This is a genomic window from Chryseobacterium defluvii (assembly GCF_014204415.1).
Classification (GTDB): Bacteria; Bacteroidota; Bacteroidia; order Flavobacteriales; family Weeksellaceae; genus Chryseobacterium; species Chryseobacterium defluvii_A.
Map to the genome: position 1 here is coordinate 1 of NZ_JACHLE010000009.1, position 18,758 is coordinate 18,758.

Below are 18,758 nucleotides of genomic sequence, written 5' to 3' on the forward strand. Positions count from 1 at the left end.
CTCTCTGAATACTTACTCTTTTTCATATTTAAATTTAAAGTTTTTTAAGCCAAAAACTCTATCTTTAAATGGACACATTTTTAGGGAAGTTTACAATCCTTTTTAGAAAATTTTCAAAGACTTTTTTTTCTTTCGTCTATCTGTGTAATGTAAAAGCCTGATTTCGTTTACAGAAAAGTTTTTATATAGTGTCTCTAAACAAAATTTAGAAAGTAGGTTTACAATCTGAACTTTAAAAAAAGAAATCAAATTGACCTCTGCCAGTTAAATGATACAGTTTAAAAATAGAGAATTTTGGTTATCAAATAACAAAAAAAGATAAATTTGATACTATGAAAACATCAAAATTCACAGAACATCAGATTGTTTTCGCAATAAAACAGTCGGAAACAGGCACACGGGTAAAAAAGTCCAGCGCTCCAGACTTTTCAGTCTTCCATAATTGGAAATCGCATAATTCTCAAACCCTTCAACCAGCTTCCATTCTTCTTCCGGAAGGTCTTGTAATAATGTATTACAAAGAACATCCCTTTTGAAGCCATTACCTATGATAACAGGGATAAAATGGTCTCCTATAAAGCCGGTAACAATACCAAGAGCCTGTACAGCTATGACCCGTGGGGGAGGTTAGGCGAACTTTCACTGATGTACGGGAACGGAAATAATATCCGTAAAAACCAATATACATTTGACGGGAACGGGAATGTTACAAAGGCGATAGGTATTACACCGCTTTCCGGGAATTATCCTGCTAATGAAGTAACTGCTGCGAGCCAGAAGAGCTATACGTATGATGCTTTCAACAGGCTGAGCTCATCGGTGATCACAGCGATGAGCAAGGGAACCACCAGCTATTATAAGCTTGATATGTCCTACAGGCCGGATGGCAATATAAACGTTAAAGAATCCAAACATAAAAACTATGTCAATAACGGGGCATGCCAGAGCCCATACAATATAGGCAACTCCGGAGAATACCGGTATGAGGACCCCGCCCATCCTAATGCGGTGACAACCATAGATTATAAGCATGGATATCCGTTTACCTCCCCATTGGATTGTGGTGCTACACAAAATTATTATACGACGGACAGGAAGGAAAACTATTACTATGATGCCAACGGGAACCTTTCGAAGATGGATTATATGAATAACGGGCAGCCGATAACGTTCAGGAATCAGCTATGGTCTGTACAGAACTACCTGAAAGGTGTAGCGCAGAACGGAGAGCTTAGTCATTATGTATATGATGGGGATGGGGAAAGGATCCTGAAAAATGACGGGGTAACCAAAAAAATGTATGTGAACGGCAACGATCCGAACAGCACCACACAGATGGGGGCTTATACCTATTATCCGAGCGGGTATATGGTAATGAGCGAAAGGACAATGAGCAAGCATTACTATATCGGGGGGCAGAAGATTGCCACGAGGGTAAGCAGTGTTCCTTCCCACAGGTTTAAGATCAACCAGGGAGGGATATATGATGACCTTAGGGAAGCTCTGGAAAAAGAAGTGGAACATCTGGCTACGGAGGTTAATTATCCTCAGGTGGTTTGGGTGCCGAATGAAGACTCACAGGGCAGCTACAGCCCGCCATCCAGTACATTGGCCAATGAGCAGGACTGTGCTTACGTAATTGAGCAGCAAATGATTATCTTTGAACAGGATCCCGACACTAAAGACTGTTTTTATAGGCTGAAGGATCTTTATGAGTATGTATTGGGCAGCGGAGGCAGCTTCTGTGCATTGTGGAATGAATTTTTACAGGATGAATGTATGATAGGGCAGACCCCGCCGGAGATCCTGGACTCTGAGATGTATTGGATCCATCCGGATTATTTGGGAAGCTCTTCCGTACTGACCAACAGCGGAAGCAAGATTACCAACTGGTACGAGTATATGCCTTATGGGGAAGACCTGATGAATCTGTCCAATAAAGAGTATAACAACCCGTACCGCTACAACGGTAAGGAGCTTGATATGCAGACCGGTTTATATTATTATGGAGCAAGGTATTATGATCCCAAGAGAAGCATATGGATGTCGGTAGATCCATTGGTAGAACTTACTATGTCACCATATGCTTATACCTGGAACGACCCTGTAAACTATGCAGATCCAACAGGCATGATTGGGGAAAGGATTGGAGGGCCGAAAGGGCCAATTTATGATGGAGGAACAATACAGGAAGTTATCATGAGAAGGAAAAGAAGTTCTCTTCCTTCCCATATGAGGACAGCTGCTATTAGAATTGCAGCAGCAGGAGTAAACAGTGTTGGAAATGGAACATTCAAGGGCAATGTAGGGGCTGAAAAGATGATGAACAATTTAATGGTTAATTATGCAGGCAGCCATAATATGACATTAGGACAAATGGCAAGTATGCAAAATGAAATTAGTCAGTTCTATCAAGGTTTAGTTTTGGTAAGGGGATGGGATAAAGCAACATATAATGGTCTTTACAATAAGGTAATCAGAAATTTGAAGTTAAATCATGAAGGAGTTCAGTATGGTACCATTCAGGCCATAAGGGAAGCAGAAAACAACTGGGGAGTTTTGGGTATGTGTGGAGAAGCTGCTGTGATGGTTGCAGCTGAAGGACTTTTTCCTGTAAATGTAGGTAAGGTTAAACCAAGAGGTATAAAACCAAGCAGTAATGTTAATCCTTCAACATATGAAGATGCTATTGCTACTGAAACCTTGAGAGATAATAGAATTGCAAATACTGATATTGATTGCTCTGAATTAGCAAGTGGTTACAATAGAATGTTTAAAGGGGGGTATGTCTTGGAAATAACAGCTAAAAAAAATAAAGGTTGGATTAACGGATTAGAGTATGGAGAGAAAAGAAGCTTTATGTATCATCAGGTTTATGTTAAAGGCGGCTATGTTTATGACCCTATGTACAGTGGAACCCCAATAAGAACAAAAGATTATATTAAGATATACCAAAAAATGAATCCACAAGGAATAAAATTACAAAGACAATAATTGAAAAAAATGGAAGAAATTGATATTAATACTATAATATTTGAAACATTAAATAAAATTTCACCGATACGAACTGCACCGGTTTCAATGTTTCCGCTGGATGACGCTTACGGTCATCCACCATTTCTTCGTTTTGGATTTTCTTTAGCAGATGAAGCTGAATTGATCACTATTCTTAAAAATATTATTAATGAATTTGAAGGTAATTTGGAATGGTTGATTAGAAAAAGGCCCGAAAATAAAAATTGCATTTTAATTCCTGTAATTTTTGAAGAAGTTCCATCAGAAGGTCAATTTTATAAGAAAAATTTTTGGATCCAGCAATTTGGTGAAGAGATTTATAAAAAATATGTTGATTTTGCTTTGGAGGATATACCAAAATTAGCAGAGCATATAAAAAAAAGATTTCCTGAGATTTTTTATTCAAATCAATAATTAACCGATTATTAATATGAAATTGGTTAATATAGAAGCTTTATTGAAAATGGGCTAAAAATAAAGGATTCAAAACTATAAGATATTATAACAAAAGAGCAACAGGTTCAGCAACAGGAAGAATCCAAAGTTCAAAAATCTATAAACTCTAGTAAATTAATAATATGGGAAATTTAGAATTTATTTCAGAGATAAAAAAAAATAAGAACATTAATTTAGAAGATATTGTAAATGTTTTTATTGAAAAAAAAGTTTCAAAGTACCAAGCATTTGTTTTAATAAGAGATAATTTTAATTATAAGCAATTAGAAATTATGTATTATCTAAATTTGTTATATAAAGATGAAGAACCAAATCCATTCAATGAAGATTTTATGAATTGTTTAAAAGAAGAATAAATTATGATCTTAAGAGAAGCATATGGATATCAGTGGATCCATTAGTTGAGCTTACCACATAACCATATGCCTATACCTGGAACGATCCTGTAAACTATGCAGATCCAACAGGGATGATAGGAGAAAGGATTGGAGGACCGGGGGATCCGCCGGATAGAAGTTTTGTCCGCCGGGTTTGGGATTGGATATGGGGAGTAGATAGAGGTCATAAATCAGATAAACGATTAAAAGGAAATTATACAATTGTAACTGGTATACCAATAGGCACTTTTGAGCGTGATGAGCAAACTTCTTGGGAGGCAGGAGATACCCGATATGAAAAAGTTACTGTTAATACGCTAATAACAAGAAAAATAGGAGCCAATAATGAGTCTCCGAAGTACCGTTTTATTCTTCCTCAAAATTTTGGAGGATGGAGCCAGGATAATACCGGTTCAGATGGATTGATTTGGAAAGGATGTTTATCTTGTCATGCTGATAATGGAGCATTTACTTATGCTGTTCATAATTCTCAGGAGGCTAATGCAGGACGTATGTTATCCGCAGTACTTCAGACAGCTGTTGGAGCAAGTCTTGGAATAGGAAAAGGATATAAATTTAAAAGCCTTTCCAGAGAAGAAATGGCTAATATATGGGGGAGGGGTAATGGAGAAGGACTAACAGGAAGTAATTGGCAATTTAATCCTTTAAAAGATGTTGATATGCGAGGTGGAGCGACACATTTAGAAGCTCTAGAGGAGGCATTTAAGAGGACAGGAGTGCCAAAAGAGCTATTTAAAATAACAAGATGGGGTAAAGATGCTAATGGGAAATCCATACCTGTAGAATATATAGGTCCAAATTCTGCTGAAGTAAACATGGATATACCTAAATTCAACAATGTAAAAGCTGAAGGGAGACTAGGAGAAGGCCCTCATCAACCACATGTTGGGTATAAGTTTGGGAAAGGGAGTAAAAGAATAGTTGGACATATATTTATAGATAACATACCAGCAACAAGATAAAAGAAATGGGAAATACAGATTTTTTATATAGAATTAAAGAATTAGAGGAAGCTGCAAGGAAAAAGTCTTTAGAGTATTCAGTAATTGAAGGAGAAAAGGCAAAAGAGTTTATTAGTACTACACTTGAAAAGTTTAAACCTTTTCGAGCGGCTGGTCATTTGGGAATAGGCAGCGAAGAATCTATAATATTATCAATTGAAGAGAATGAATTTACATTTTCTGAAAAATATCTTTCAGGACCAGTATATGTTTTTTTCGAACAAGATTATTATAATAAAAATCAGATATTTGTTTTAAAAGAAGGTGCTTTTTTTTCAAAATTACTTTTTGAATGTTCTCAATTAGAATATTTTATTACCAATGAAAAGAATGACTATCTAATCTCTGTTAATTGGTATGCAATAGAAATATTGAAATAAGATTTGGCAGCTTATAATGCGGGTAGTTTTTCGCAAACGGGTAATGCCCCAATGGAGATATTTTTATAAATGGAAGAATTTATGGTACTAAAAACAACGGAACTACATTATTTCCTAGAAGTGGAGGAGTCCCAGAATTTATAGATTTAACCTCCGGACAGATAAAAGCTATACAATTAATGATGGAATTGCTATCTTTTTTGAGACAAAATATTTATACTCTATATTATTAAGGAGTAAGAAATAATGATCCTTAGCAAAGTTTCTGGTTATCTGTAGACCCATTGGTTGAACTTACCATGTCACCATATGCCTATACTTGGAACGACCCTGTAAACTATGCAGATCCAACAGGTATGATAGGAGAAAGGATTGGAGGGCCGGGAGATCCGCCAGATAGAAGTTTTGTCCGTCGGGTTTGGGATTGGATATGGGGAATAGATAGAGGTCATAAATCGGATAAACGATTAAAAGGAAATTATACAATTGTAACTGGTATACCAATAGGCACTTTTGAGCGTGATGAGCAAACTTCTTGGGAGGCAGGAGATACCCGATATGAAAAAGTTACTGTTAATACGCTAATAACAAGAAAAATAGGAGCCAATAATGAGTCTCCGAAGTACCGTTTTATTCTTCCTCAAAATTTTGGAGGATGGAGCCAGGATAATACCGGTTCAGATGGATTGATTTGGAAAGGATGTTTATCTTGTCATGCTGATAATGGAGCATTTACTTATGCTGTTCATAATTCTCAGGAGGCTAATGCAGGACGTATGTTATCCGCAGTACTTCAGACAGCTGTTGGAGCAAGTTTTGGAACAGGAAGTGGTAGTGCATTAAAAGGCTCAGGACCAGCTGCAGGAGTGCTGGAAGTCAGTAATAATGTAGAGTCTGTTGCTCAATTTAAAAATTATTTTCCTAAAGAAGGAATGATAGAATTTATATTCGACACTGAGAGTAATACTTTTTTAGTTGGTAAATTAAAAAGTGGTTGGATTCCGGGAATGTCTCAACATGAAAAATTGGTATATTCAATAAGAGATAGGGGTGTTTCACAAAATAAAATTGTTGGGGGTATGTTTAAAAGAGAAGGAAATACCATAATTACTGATGAATTTTCAGGCCATTATGGAAATAACTGGAATAATCAAAATAGATTACAGTTTATAAAATTTATGGAAAAAAAGACTGGTTTAAAAGTTGAACATGAAAATTGGAGAAATTAATAGTATGAATAAAAGAATAATTTACATTCCAAGTTTACAGTATGAATGTTACTTCCTCGGGAATGGCTGGAAAATTGTTAAAGAAGATAAAATAAGAAATATTTATATTGATTCTTTTTATGGGTATCCCTTTTATATAATTTTTGAACATATAGAGATTATATGCAAACAATTAACAATGCTTATTAGTAAGTATAGTATAGTACTTTCAGATATTTTTCCTATAGAGCTAATGGTAAAAGATATGGTTGATCACCAACAAGGCTATTGGCTAGATTTATGTATAGATTTTATTATTAAAATGAATTGTTTAAATGAAGGTATTGCGAACATCTTGACAGAAACTAAGTACAATAAAAAAGGGTTTGATCAAAAACTTAGGAATAAGATAAGAAAGATGATACTTCTAAACAATTATAAATATTAGATCGTGTTAGACGGCTCCCTCTCACGAACAGGTGTTGAGATAAAAAACCTCTGTTAAGAAGTACAGTCTTTATTCGAGAGTATTGAGAATGTAAGTTATTCACCATGAGAAGGAAAAGAAGTTCTCTTCCTTCCCATATGAGGACAGCTGCTATTAGAATTGCAGCAGCAGGAGTAAACAATGTTGGAAATGGAACATTCAAGGGCAATGTCGGGGCTGAAAAGATGATGAACAATTTAATGGTTAATTATGCAGGCAGTCATAATATGACATTAGGACAAATGGCAAGTATGCAAAATGAAATTAGTCAGTTCTATCAAGGTTTAGTTTTGGTAAGGGGATGGGATAAAGCAACATATAATGGTCTTTATAATAAGGTAATCAGAAATTTGAAGTTAAATCATGAAGGAGTTCAGTATGGTACCATTCAGGCCATAAGGGAAGCAGAAAACAACTGGGGAGTTTTGGGTATGTGTGGAGAAGCTGCTGTGATGGTTGCAGCTGAAGGACTTTTCCCGGTTAATGTAGGGAAGATTAAACCAAGAGGTGTAAAACCAAGCAGTAATGTAAACCCTTCAACATATGAAGATGCTATTGCTACTGAAACCCTGAGAGATAATAGAATAGCAAATAGGGATATTGATTGTTCTGAATTAGCAAGTGGGTTCAATAAGAAGTTTAAAGGGGGATATATTTTAGAAATAACACCTACAGGAAATGGAGGTTGGCTTAACGGATTAGAATATGGAAAAAAAGATGTTTTTCGATATCATCAGGTTTATGTTAAAGGCGGCTATGTTTATGATCCTATGTATAGTGGAACCCCAATAAGAACAAAAGATTATATTAAGATATACCAAAAAATGAATCCACAAGGAATAAAACTACAAAGACAATAATTAAAAAAATGGAAGAAATTGATATTAATACTATAATGTTTAAAACCTTAGATAAGATTTCACCTATACGAACTGCAAAAGTTTCAATGTTTCCGTTAGATGATATTTATGGTCGTCCACCATTTCTTCGTTTTGGGTTTTCTTTACCAGATGAAACTGAATTGATCACTATTCTTAAAAATATTATTAATGAATTTGAAGGTAATTTGGAATGGTTAATTAGAAAAAGGCCCGAAAATAAAAATTGCATTTTAATTCCTGTAATTTTTGAAGAAGTTCCATCAGAAGGTCAATTTTATAAGAAAAGTTTTTGGATCAAGCAATTTGGTGAAGAGATTTATAAAAAATATGTTGATTTTGCTTTGGAAGATATACCAAAATTAGCAGAGCATATAAAAAAAAGATTTCCTGATATTTTTTATTCCAATCAATAATTAACCGGTTATTAATATGAAATTGGTTAATATAGAAGCTTTATTGAAAAATGGGCTAAAAATAAAGGATTCAAAACTATAAGATACTATAACAAAAGAGCAACAGGTTCAGCAACAGGAAGAGTCCAAAGTTCAAAGATTTATAAACTCTAATAGATTAATAGTATGGGAAATTTAGAATTTATTTCAGAGATAAAAAAAAATTTCAAAATACCAAGCATTTGTTTTAATAAGAGATAATTTTAATTACAAACAATTAGAAATTATGTATTATGGCTCCCTCTCATGAAATAGAAGCTGAGATAAAAATCCTCAAAAGTATTATGAAGTTTGATTATGAGGGATAAAATTGTAAGTTACTTACCATCAGACTGTACGAATATTAGTACAGTCTGATGGTAATACTAAAAGCAGTTTCAAGATTGTATAAAAATCAGAAATTTTGTATTTTTGTTCAATCAAAAAAGAAAAAAAGATCTTTGGCTTGTAAGTTAAAATGGAAATAAGTTAAAAAGAAATAAAAATCTCTCTTAGAAACAGGGAATAATTCTTAAAAAGGTATTTTACTTATAGAAATTCTATGCAACTTTGCAGCATGAAGAGCGATTATTTTGTAATCGTTGTTTGTTGATTCGTTCTAATGTTGGTTTTATATTGATGAGTTCAGGATTTAAATGAATTTCATCAGGGGTGTAAGTCCAGTGCTGATAATGAGGTCTAATAGAATTGTAATCTTTTACGAAGAACTCAATGATTTTGTGAAAATCTCGGGAATGTATTTCGCCCTAGCCCCGAAGAAATTTTTTGAGTATTTGAAAATGTCCTTCGATTACAGAATTAGAAAAGTGAACATCTTTGAGAGCAATTTTCTTGTGAATGGTTACCTGGCAATGTTGAATAAAATTTCGAATTCTGAAATTATTATTTTCTGAACCACCATCTACAATGAGATCCAACTCCATGGGAGAAAGTATTTTTCCAAATTGAAATAAAATGGCTTCTTTCAAACTGATAATTCTAGTTTTAGCAGTTTTATCTCTAGAAATGGTATATGCAATAACTTTCCTTGAGAAATTATCTAAAACAGTGTGAATATAAAATTTAACATTGTCTGAAGTTACGAACTCTGTAACGTCTGCATGCCAGATTTCATTGGGACGGTAAGCTTTTACAGAGCCCCGCTTCTTTGGTTTTTTACCTGTTTTTCTTTTTTTAGAGATATCCAATCGAAGACAATACCTATACCAAGAAGTTCTGGACATAGAAATATGCCTTTTCTTAATGGCATATCCCCAAATGGAAGCAATAGTCCAGAAGGAAAACCTTTTTCTTGACATTAGACTCTTCAACGTATTAATTTCTTTTTGAGAGATTTGATTAGGAAATCGTTTTTTACAATACCCAATGATAGAGAATGGACATTTATACAAACGATTGTTTTTCCAGATATTGAATTGATGAGGGGTGATTTGCAAAAATTTGCAAACCAGATTTCGATTGAATTCGACAGGAAGATTAGAAACAAGATCAATGACTGATTCTTTGTTTTGCAGAATAATTTTCTCGAAATTCTTCTTTCCGATAAATTCGATGATAGTTAAATACAGACGACAGAATGCATAAAAAGCAGTAGTCATTTTTTTCACTCTTTCATCGAGAATTGTTTTTACCTTTTCCAAATCATGTTCTACCTGAGAAGCGAATTCATTACCAAGAAATTTCTCGGGATCGAGTTCTTTCCAGTTTTGAGAAGTAGAACGAGGAATAGAAGAAGTGAAAGAGTGGGGTAGAACCTGCTGTTGAATTCCCAAAGCATAGGAAGTTTTAATAGTTGAATGGTATCTGTTGTATTTTTTCATCAGGTACAAAACTACTAAAAAACAGTGTCCATTTTAAAAGTCCAAACATCAAATCAAGTCAAAGAAAATAAAAGATACCCATGACGAAATTTCGTCATCCTGTAATAAAAACTCCAATGGTTCGAGTCCCGTAAGGTTCTGTAAATTAGCTTAATGTATTGATTTACAATACTGAGCGGTTCGAGATTATGTCAGTGGGGGTCGCCGGGCTATTTTGAATCTAAATGTTAGTCACAGGAAAAAGATTTGGTGGGCTGTGTTGGTTTGTGCGTTGTGTGCTGTGCTGGTTGTGGGTATCTTATATTAGCTTATTAAAGATGAGTAAGAAATATTTCACAAGATTAAAAAGATTCACTTCTCCTGAAAAATAAAAAATCCTTTTCATAGAAAAGGATTTTTTTGCTTTTATTTTCTGATGACTTTCGAAGTATGAGCTTTGTTCCCACTTTCAACGGTTACTATGTACACGCCTTTTGGTAAATGAGAAAAGTCTATTTCCGACTGATTTTCATTTTGTAAAACTTGCTGTCCGATTGAATTGTGAACGGTAATTTTCTTAATTTTTTCAGGTGATTTTATATACACCAAACCTGTAGTTGGATTTGGATATATTTTCAGCTCCGCAATGGAAGCAGAAGCTGTAGAGAGAACCTGATTTACAATTTCAGTATTTACAGTATTGGTTACTATTGCAGGATTGTAATCGAAGAATATTTCTGCACTATTAGTAAAAATATCTCCCACTACAACGTTTGATTTTGGTTTGATTTTGTACGCAATATAGCCGTGAGAATTGGGTTCATCATGAGTTCCCGGAAGATAAATGGCATCAAAAATAAATTCCACATTGTTACCGTTTGTGATAACTGCTCTGTTTGGATGGCTGTAGGATTCTAAGGTAAGTGTAGACCAATCTAGCTGATCATCCAAAATATTTTTTACCCTTACTCTCTGTGCATGATAGTTTCCTGTATTTTGAAATCTGATCACATAATGCAGATAATCATCTTTCTGTGACAATAAAATCTGCGGACCTTCTAAAACCTGTATGTCATTCGGATCATAAGAACCTACAACATTTTGTTTAAGAACAAAGGTATTGTCTGTCGGAGTAGTATCTTGCGGAACTTGTGCAGTTGCCGTAAACTCAAGTACATCACCAATATTGGTTACAGGTATTGTATTCATCAGGAATTTCACCTCAATTGTTTTCGAATGAAAAGGTGACAAATCTGTATAGTTAAAATACAAATTTCCTGTAGATTGAGAATCCGGAGCCGTGGTAGACGAAACGAAATTCATCTTTGAACTATTAAAATTGTAAACAATCTGTCCGCTTACCTTTTGAGATCCTTTATTGGAAATCACGATTTTGTACACAGTTGCAAAACCAGGTCTGGCCACATCTAAAGGGTAAATAGAAACTTCCAGATTTTTAAACACCGAATTAGGAAGCAGGCAAAAATCTGCATTCTGAGTTTCCCCTAAAGTTGTAAAGTTCTGTACCTGACTTTGAGGTGAAACTGTATAATCGGGTAGAGGAGATGAAACTGAAGTTGTAAACTGACTTTGATTGGCTACCAAAGAATAGGCGCCTAAATCGTCAGTAAAAGTAGCATAAGAATGTTGTGCATTTTGTGTTTTCACCATCACCATTGAAGCTCCGATATCGGTTGGGCTGCATCCGTTATTATCTTCATCAAAACGTACCTTTCCGGAAACCTTATTTTGGTAAGAAGCACCCGTTTCAAACCAGGCAATCATATTGGTTTCATCGCCATCTTCGCCAATATCAGATCCTGCGGCAAAATCTAATTTTCCATCCCCATTGTAATCAGCAATGTTAAAATCTTTTACCCGTCCAATATTATTTGTAACTAATTGTGCAGTTCCAAGATTTCCGGAACCAAGATTTTTATACCATCTTAATTTTGGCTGCGGAAAAGTGTTGGTTACAATATCTTTAAGCCCGTCTCCATCAATATCGTATGCAATGATGGATCGTGGATGATTGACAGTTCCCGGAACTAATTTTTTGGTGTATGTTCCGTTTCCGTTATTCTGAAACCAACCTGCTTCATTGTGAAAATAATTTACAAATAAAACATCTACATCACCATCTCCGTCTACATCTGCATTGGTTGCATCTGTAGGATAATGCATTTGTGTAACAACAACATGGTTTGTAGAAAAATTTCCCAATCCATCAGTATTTTCATACCATTCTATTTCTTTATTGTTGTATGTCGCCAAAACATCAAAATCCCCATCATTATCCATGTCTAAAGCTTTTAATGACAAAGGATATTTATCTGCAATTGGGAAAAAACCTACAGGTGAAGAAAAATTCCCTGAACCATTATTAACAAATTTCATTAAGGAAGTTCCCTGATAAGCAGCAATCAAATCGGAATCTCCATCGTTATCAATATCGGTAACTGCTAATCCCACAACATCTTTAGGCAAGGTGTTTGCCAGAATTTGCTCGGTAAAATTTCCGGAGCCATCATTTTTAAATATTGAAATTCTGTAATAAGTTACATAATTAACTTCGTATTGATATTTTACTACAAAATCGTTATCCCCATCGTTATCCGCATCCAACAATTGTGCATGCGACGGATAAATTGTACTGTTGTTAATTATTATCTGTTGGTCACTGAATTTCCCAAGTCCGTCGGTATTTCTGTACCAGCTCATTTTGTTGTCTCCACTTGAAGTAGATAAAATATCAATATCTCCGTCTCCGTCGATGTCTCCACTGGAGATGGAATTAAGATTATTAACCCCATAAGTAAGTACTTTTTGTAAGCCAAAATTTCCTGCACCCAAATTTTGATACCATGCAATTTTAGAATCTACTATGGACAAAGAGTATACATCCGGTTTTCCGTCATTATCAAAATCTGCAAAATTGAAATCCTGACTTCCTTTTGCATTATTAGTAATGATATTATCCGTTCCAAATGTTCCGTTTCCTAAATTTTTTTTCCATACCACATTATTCAACCAAAAAACACGATACACGATATCTTCTTTCCCATCCAAATCAATATCCTGCATTTTTATGCCATGTCTGTCTACATTATATGCAAATCCGCTTGGGTTAGCAGGCGCATTTGAAATGATAGCCATTGATGAAAAATCTCCCAATGCATCAGTATTTTTGTACCATCGAAATTGTACCGTATTTCCATTTTCGTAATAAAAAAGGATGTCCTGATCTCCATCAGTATCAATATCACCCACTTCAATTTTTTCTCCAATCGCGCCACTTTCTACCGTTTCTTTCAGAGTAAAAACTCCGGTTCCGCCATTTTTATACCATCTGATATAATAACCAGTTTTGGTAACTAGATCCGGTTTATTATCACCATCCAAATCTTTGAAAACAGCAATAGATGGTCCGCCGGTTGAGCTTGTGAAAATTGAAGTTGAAGTTGGAAAGGTTCCATTTCCACTATTTTTTTTCCATCCGGCTCCTGACAGGCTTTGCAAATAGATATCCAGAAAACCATCAGAATCAACATCCAAAATTTGAAATTGTGTGTATGTTCCTGAATTCAATAGAATTGGTGCAGAAAATGTCCCTAAATTTCCACTTCCGGTCATCATAAAAACTCCACTGGATGTCCTGAAAATAATATCTTTAAAACCATCATAATTTAAGTCTACACTTTTTACTTCCAAAACATCATCTGTATGGGTATAAATCATCTGTATAGGTGAAAAGCTGTTTTGCTGGGCAGAAACATTTCTCAGCCAAAAAATCTTTCTGTAATTAACAGCCAGAATGTCAACTCTGGAATCATTATCAAGGTCAACATGAGTTGCAACACTTATGGAACGGGAGTTATAAGAATCATCAATAACAATATTTTGCGGAAATGAGTTTTGAGCCCAGGTAAAAATTCCACAAATTAAAAAACTTAAGAAAAATAGATTTTTTATCATATAATAGGTTGATAATAATATTTTTAAAGGGACAAAATTAATAAAAAAACAAACTGATTCGGGATATTTTTCTTTAATGGTACTGTTTTATGTGGATTCTTCAATAGTTCTCAGGTGCAAATTAAATTTCGGTGGCAATAGGTTTCATTCGGCGGAAATGAATTTTTGCCCTGAAAATGATGAACTATTTATTCTTCACGTTCATCAGAACTGTTTACAATCATTTGTAATATATTATTTTCTGTATTATAATTTTTACAGATGTAAGATATGTAATCCTTCCTGAAAAGTTGTCTAAAATGATATGAGCATAAAGTTTGGCAGTTGTATACTTAAATGCGTCAAACCCGCAAAAAATATTGAATAGGACTTGATTCATATCCGGTTTACGATTTATAAGCAGTGGGATTTTAATACCGTATTTGAAATTATAATGTGATATATTTAAGTACGTTAGAATTAATACCTTCAAAGCCTTGACTTTGAAGGTATTAAATAGCTTTTATCGTTTTTCCTTTAAGGACCAGCCGAATTTCAGACCAATAATGAAAATTACCAGCAATAGCTCTCCCAAAGCCAATAAAATATCTCCCGGAACACGCATCCATCTTAAAAAATGCATTATATCCGTTTGCATAAATTCCGCGGAACGGGCATACCAGTAACCTTCCTTAATAGAAGCTACAGATTGCATAATTCCAATAGGTAAAAGACTGATGGTTACCATTACGAATAGTCCGATATTGGTTAACCAGAATGCCCAGCCTATCAGTTTATTATTCCATTGTCTATCAGGATACAGACCTCTCAGAACAAACATCATCAATCCAATTCCCAAAATTCCATATACGCCGAACAGAGCTGCATGACCATGAACGGCAGTTGTATTCAATCCCTGAATGTAATATAAAGCAATAGGCGGATTGATGGCAAATCCAAAAATTCCGGCCCCAAGAAAATTCCAGAAGCACATGGCAATGAAACAATAGATAGGCCATTTGTATGCCTGTATCCATTTTGAAGATTTAGAGAGTTGATAATTTTGATAAGCTTCATATCCTATCAAAACCAATGGTACAATTTCCAGGGCGCTGAAAGTTGCACCTAATGCCAACACTGCTGTAGGTGTTGCACTGAAATAAAGGTGATGAAAGGTTCCCAAGATACCCCCTGCAAGGAAAATAATTGTAGAGAACAGTACGGCATTGGTTGCAGACTTAAGTTTTAATAAACCGAGCCTCGTAAAGAGGAATGCGGCAACCACTGTTGCAAAAACTTCAAAAAAGCCTTCTACCCAAAGATGAACTACCCACCATCTCCAATATTCTGCAATAGCCATATGCGTTTGCCGCCCATACATCAGGCCTGCACCATAAAACATGGCAATAGCTACGGATGAAAGCGTGAATAGAGTCAACAGATGGCGGTCTCCGTCTTTTCGTTTCAAAGCAGGAAGCAGCGCTCTTATCATCAGAACGAGCCAAAGAATTAATCCGACCAGTAATAATATCTGCCAGATTCTCCCCAGCTCAACATATTCATACCCCTGATGGCCCCAAAGGAAATTATCTACAAGCCCGAGTTTCTGCATTACACCCAACCATTGCCCGGTTAAAGATCCTAAAACAACAATCAGCAGAGCTCCAAATAATACATTTACTCCCAGTTTCTGATATTTTGGCTCATATCCGGAAACAGCCGGAGCAATATAAAGCCCCGTTGCCAGCCATGAAGTTGCTATCCAGAATATGGCTAACTGAACATGCCAGCTTCTGGAGACAGACTGTGGTAAGAACTGATCTAAAGGAATTCCGTAAAATCCGCTTCCCTCCACTCCGTAATGAGCAGTAATAACTCCTGCAAGCATTTGTACCAAAATGAGTAACGCTACCACCCATATGTATTTTAATGTGGCCTTCATAGAAGGTGTCGGCTTCATATTTCTTAACGGATCTTCCAGCGGAAGCATCTCATTGACTTCTTCCTCTTTGTTTCTGGCATGATAGAATACCAGTAGTCCTATACACGCTAATAACATTAATATGCTGAATCCGGACCAGAGATGTAATGACGGGGGAGGAGTATTTCCTATAGATTCGTCGTGGGGCCAGTTGTTAGTATATGTTACATCATCTTCCGGCCTTTCCGTAATACATACCCATGAGCTCCACGCAAAAAAGGCATTCATCTTTGCCATTCTTTCAACATCTTTAATGGTGTTGACCGGAATTGCGTACTGATCACGGAGTTTTGCCATCGAAGGATCATTCATGAATAATTTAGAATAGTATTGTGCAAGCTGTTCCTGAACTTTTGCTCTTTCGGGTGAGAGAACAATCTCATTTTTTTTCTCGTTGAATGTGTTTGTACGCATCTCCTTTTTCAGTAATACCTGATATTTTGCCTGTTCATCATCAGAGAGCTGTTTATATATTTTTCCGTCTTTTTTTGCGAGCTCGTCCAACAGTAGAAGAGATTCGCGGTGAAGGTAATCTGCTGTCCAGTCCGGAGCAATATAGGCACCATGTCCCCATATGCTTCCTACTGTCTGGCCTCCGATAGACTGCCATACGTTTTGCCCGTCTTTGATATCCTGTCCTGTTGCCACTACGGTTCCGTTCGTTGTAACTACTTTGTCTGGAATCGGGGGGATTTTCCGGTATATTTCCGCTCCATAAAATATAAGAACTGCAAAAGAAATTGCAATGACAGCTGCAAGCCATCTCCAAAGTTTTTTAGGTGTCATTTTAAATTAGTTTTATGGTTAAATTGTCAATTCTTTTTCCATTTTTATGGCTTTCGGAAAAAGGATATTGTTTTCCAGGTGGATGTGTTGATGCAGGTTGTTTTCAAAATCCCGGAGCATTGCAAAGGCAGCTTTATAGGTATTGCAGGCACCGGCAGGTGGAAGGTATTCGTTGGTGATTTCCGCTATTTTCCTGAAACGTTCTCCTTCCGTTGTATGTTCATGTTTCATCATATTTACCGGATTTTCAACTGTACCGAAAACTGTTTTCGGAATTGTATTTCCTGAAATTTTAGCTTTTACCATATTTTTTATAAAAGGAAAGAGAATGAGCTCTTCTTTTTTCATATGGGCGGCTAGGTCGCGGGCAGATTCATTAAACAAGTCCCGGATTTCAAATAATTCAGGGTGTACATTTCCATGAACTTTGCATAGTTTGTCCAGAAAAGCCTCCAAAACCGGAGTTTTTTCTTCCACATAGCGGTGATGTGTTTTCTCCACATAATCTGTTAACAGGTCTGGCGGCCAACTGTTAAAGTCTATTGAAGCTCCTTCATTTTCCGGAAGGGCTTCCAGCTCTTTGTAAATTTCTTCGGGATTGATTTTTTTGCGGTCACACGCTTCTTCTATTGTTCTTCCGCCTTTGCAGCAGAAATCAATGGCATGTCTTTTAAAAATTGCAGCGGCTCTGAAGTCTTCCGCTACAATATTTCCTATAAGATCTGTTTTTATATTCATAATATAATACTTTTTTGTCTTTTATTATTTTAAATTTTTTTGTTTTTTCGGTTGGGGTATGCAGATAGTAATAACGCTGTAAACAGAATGGGGATAAATAAAAATATTTTTCGTAATATTTTATTAGCAGGTGTGGATTTTAATATACCCAGTATCCATTTTTTTTGGTTTTAAACTGTAAAATAATTGAAAGAATCAGAATAACTGCTTTTGCTGATTCTGCATAAATAAAATAGTTGTGTAATTCTGACGGGGGAATGGGTTTTCCGTTGGAAAGCAAGTCTACACGTACATTCAGTACCGGAAGCATCCAGAAGTTTTCTACGATCAGGATAAGAAAAAAAACAATAATCAAAACGAAATCAAGCTTTGTATAGCTTTTTTTTCTTAGGAGCATACATATCAAAATTAATATCAGGAGTACTGCCTGTATCCTGGTAGATATTCCAAACATAAGTTTCCCTAATTTCAATGCTATAGGAAGTGTCATTCCCTGAACTTGAAATTTCATTGGCGTTTCAAGAAAACTGATCGTAATGAACATCCCGGCCATCAGGGAGAGAAGCATCATTACAAGAGGGTTTTTGGGGGTGAGTTTCATTTTATTTAAGATATTAATACCTTTTTATCTTTTATTATTTTAAATTTTTTTATCTTTTAAGATAAGTAAGCTGTAAATCCAGATTATCAACAAACATTTGTATTTTAGACTGTTCCAGCATTTCCCGGATATTATTTCTGATATTTTTAAACTGATCATGAATAGGGCAGGGATGGGTTTCCGAACACTGTTCCAGTCCTAATCCGCAACCTGAAAATAATTTGTCGCCATCAATTTCCCTTACGATATCCGCAATCGTAAGATCCAGATTCTTGTTATCCATATAAAATCCTCCGTTAGGTCCTTTTACAGAATGTACAAATCCTTTCCGGCTAAGATCCTGCAGTATTTTTGCGATAAAGTATTCCGGCGAACCAATTCCTTTTGATATATCCTTAATTCCAATCCTGTCGCCGTTTTTTGACTGCTGGGCAATATAGATTAAGGCTCTTAAGGCATATTCACAAGTTTTGGAAAACATTCTTTCTGTAATTACTTTACAAAGATACAATTTTTTCTAAATAAAAGATAAAATTGTCTTTTATTTTTATCTGGTTTTAATTTATCAATCTACTAGGTTCCTATTGAGTTGGCATAAAAAAGCTCTCTTAAAAAGAGAGC

At 35.4% G+C, this 18,758-nt stretch carries 16 protein-coding genes; 9 read left to right on the forward strand and 7 right to left on the reverse strand.

The genetic code is table 11. From position 1 onward, the window contains the following. Positions 1-348: 348 nt before the first annotated feature. The gene (locus HNP38_RS18235; RefSeq protein WP_184192062.1) at positions 349-612 is read right to left on the reverse strand and encodes an NUMOD4 domain-containing protein; all 264 of its coding nucleotides are present in this window, start codon (positions 610-612) and stop codon (positions 349-351) included. On the opposite strand from HNP38_RS18235, the gene HNP38_RS17575 reads away from it, so the two are divergent. The 9 genes from HNP38_RS17575 to HNP38_RS17615 all read left to right on the forward strand — a co-directional run bounded on the left by HNP38_RS17575 (position 565) and on the right by HNP38_RS17615 (position 8,239). Then, positions 565-2,994, forward strand: a complete 2,430-nt coding sequence (locus tag HNP38_RS17575) for an RHS repeat domain-containing protein (protein WP_184192015.1) — start codon at positions 565-567, stop codon at positions 2,992-2,994. The genes HNP38_RS18235 and HNP38_RS17575 overlap by 48 nt on opposite strands. 9 nt (positions 2,995-3,003) lie before the next feature. Then, positions 3,004-3,429 carry a hypothetical protein gene (locus HNP38_RS17580; protein WP_184192017.1) on the forward strand — a complete coding sequence of 142 codons (426 nt, stop codon included), beginning with the start codon at positions 3,004-3,006 and terminating at the stop codon, positions 3,427-3,429. A 164-nt stretch (positions 3,430-3,593) separates the two neighbouring features. Then, entirely contained in the window at positions 3,594-3,827 is a 234-nt protein-coding gene (locus HNP38_RS17585) for a hypothetical protein (protein WP_184192019.1), read from the forward strand. Between the two features lie 113 nt (positions 3,828-3,940). Next, positions 3,941-4,831, forward strand: a complete 891-nt coding sequence (locus tag HNP38_RS17590; RefSeq protein WP_184192021.1) for a polymorphic toxin type 47 domain-containing protein — start codon at positions 3,941-3,943, stop codon at positions 4,829-4,831. Between the two features lie 5 nt (positions 4,832-4,836). Beyond that, positions 4,837-5,250, forward strand: a complete 414-nt coding sequence (locus tag HNP38_RS17595; RefSeq protein WP_184192023.1) for a hypothetical protein — start codon at positions 4,837-4,839, stop codon at positions 5,248-5,250. A 356-nt stretch (positions 5,251-5,606) separates the two neighbouring features. Continuing rightward, positions 5,607-6,479 carry a polymorphic toxin type 43 domain-containing protein gene (locus HNP38_RS17600; RefSeq protein ID WP_228461093.1) on the forward strand — a complete coding sequence of 291 codons (873 nt, stop codon included), beginning with the start codon at positions 5,607-5,609 and terminating at the stop codon, positions 6,477-6,479. Then, on the forward strand, positions 6,460-6,906 hold the full coding sequence (locus HNP38_RS17605; protein WP_184192027.1) for a hypothetical protein: 447 nt from the start codon (positions 6,460-6,462) through the stop codon (positions 6,904-6,906). Before HNP38_RS17600 ends, HNP38_RS17605 begins: the two co-directional genes overlap by 20 nt. A 104-nt stretch (positions 6,907-7,010) precedes the next feature. After that, positions 7,011-7,805: a hypothetical protein gene (locus HNP38_RS17610; RefSeq protein ID WP_184192029.1), complete on the forward strand. Its 795-nt coding sequence runs from the start codon at positions 7,011-7,013 to the stop codon at positions 7,803-7,805. Between the two features lie 8 nt (positions 7,806-7,813). Continuing rightward, positions 7,814-8,239, forward strand: coding sequence for a hypothetical protein (locus tag HNP38_RS17615; RefSeq protein ID WP_184192031.1), 426 nt, complete (start codon positions 7,814-7,816; stop codon positions 8,237-8,239). A 785-nt stretch (positions 8,240-9,024) separates the two neighbouring features. Here the strand turns inward: HNP38_RS17615 and HNP38_RS17620 are convergent. The 6 genes from HNP38_RS17620 to HNP38_RS17645 all read right to left on the reverse strand — a co-directional run bounded on the left by HNP38_RS17620 (position 9,025) and on the right by HNP38_RS17645 (position 18,618). Next, positions 9,025-10,098 (reverse strand): DDE-type integrase/transposase/recombinase, encoded by a 1,074-nt coding sequence (locus HNP38_RS17620; RefSeq protein WP_184192033.1) that lies wholly within the window; start codon positions 10,096-10,098, stop codon positions 9,025-9,027. Between the two features lie 405 nt (positions 10,099-10,503). Continuing rightward, a complete protein-coding gene (locus HNP38_RS17625; protein WP_184192035.1) occupies positions 10,504-14,052 on the reverse strand; it encodes a T9SS type A sorting domain-containing protein in 3,549 nt (1,182 codons plus the stop codon). Positions 14,053-14,554: 502 nt separating this feature from the next. Beyond that, entirely contained in the window at positions 14,555-16,798 is a 2,244-nt protein-coding gene (locus tag HNP38_RS17630; RefSeq protein ID WP_184192037.1) for a nitric-oxide reductase large subunit, read from the reverse strand. A gap of 18 nt (positions 16,799-16,816) precedes the next feature. Further along, positions 16,817-17,536, reverse strand: coding sequence for an iron-sulfur cluster repair di-iron protein (ric, locus tag HNP38_RS17635; RefSeq protein ID WP_184192039.1), 720 nt, complete (start codon positions 17,534-17,536; stop codon positions 16,817-16,819). Between the two features lie 139 nt (positions 17,537-17,675). Next, positions 17,676-18,137 carry a hypothetical protein gene (locus tag HNP38_RS17640; protein ID WP_184192041.1) on the reverse strand — a complete coding sequence of 154 codons (462 nt, stop codon included), beginning with the start codon at positions 18,135-18,137 and terminating at the stop codon, positions 17,676-17,678. Between the two features lie 49 nt (positions 18,138-18,186). Continuing rightward, on the reverse strand, positions 18,187-18,618 hold the full coding sequence (locus tag HNP38_RS17645; protein WP_184192043.1) for an RrF2 family transcriptional regulator: 432 nt from the start codon (positions 18,616-18,618) through the stop codon (positions 18,187-18,189). Positions 18,619-18,758 lie beyond the last annotated feature (140 nt).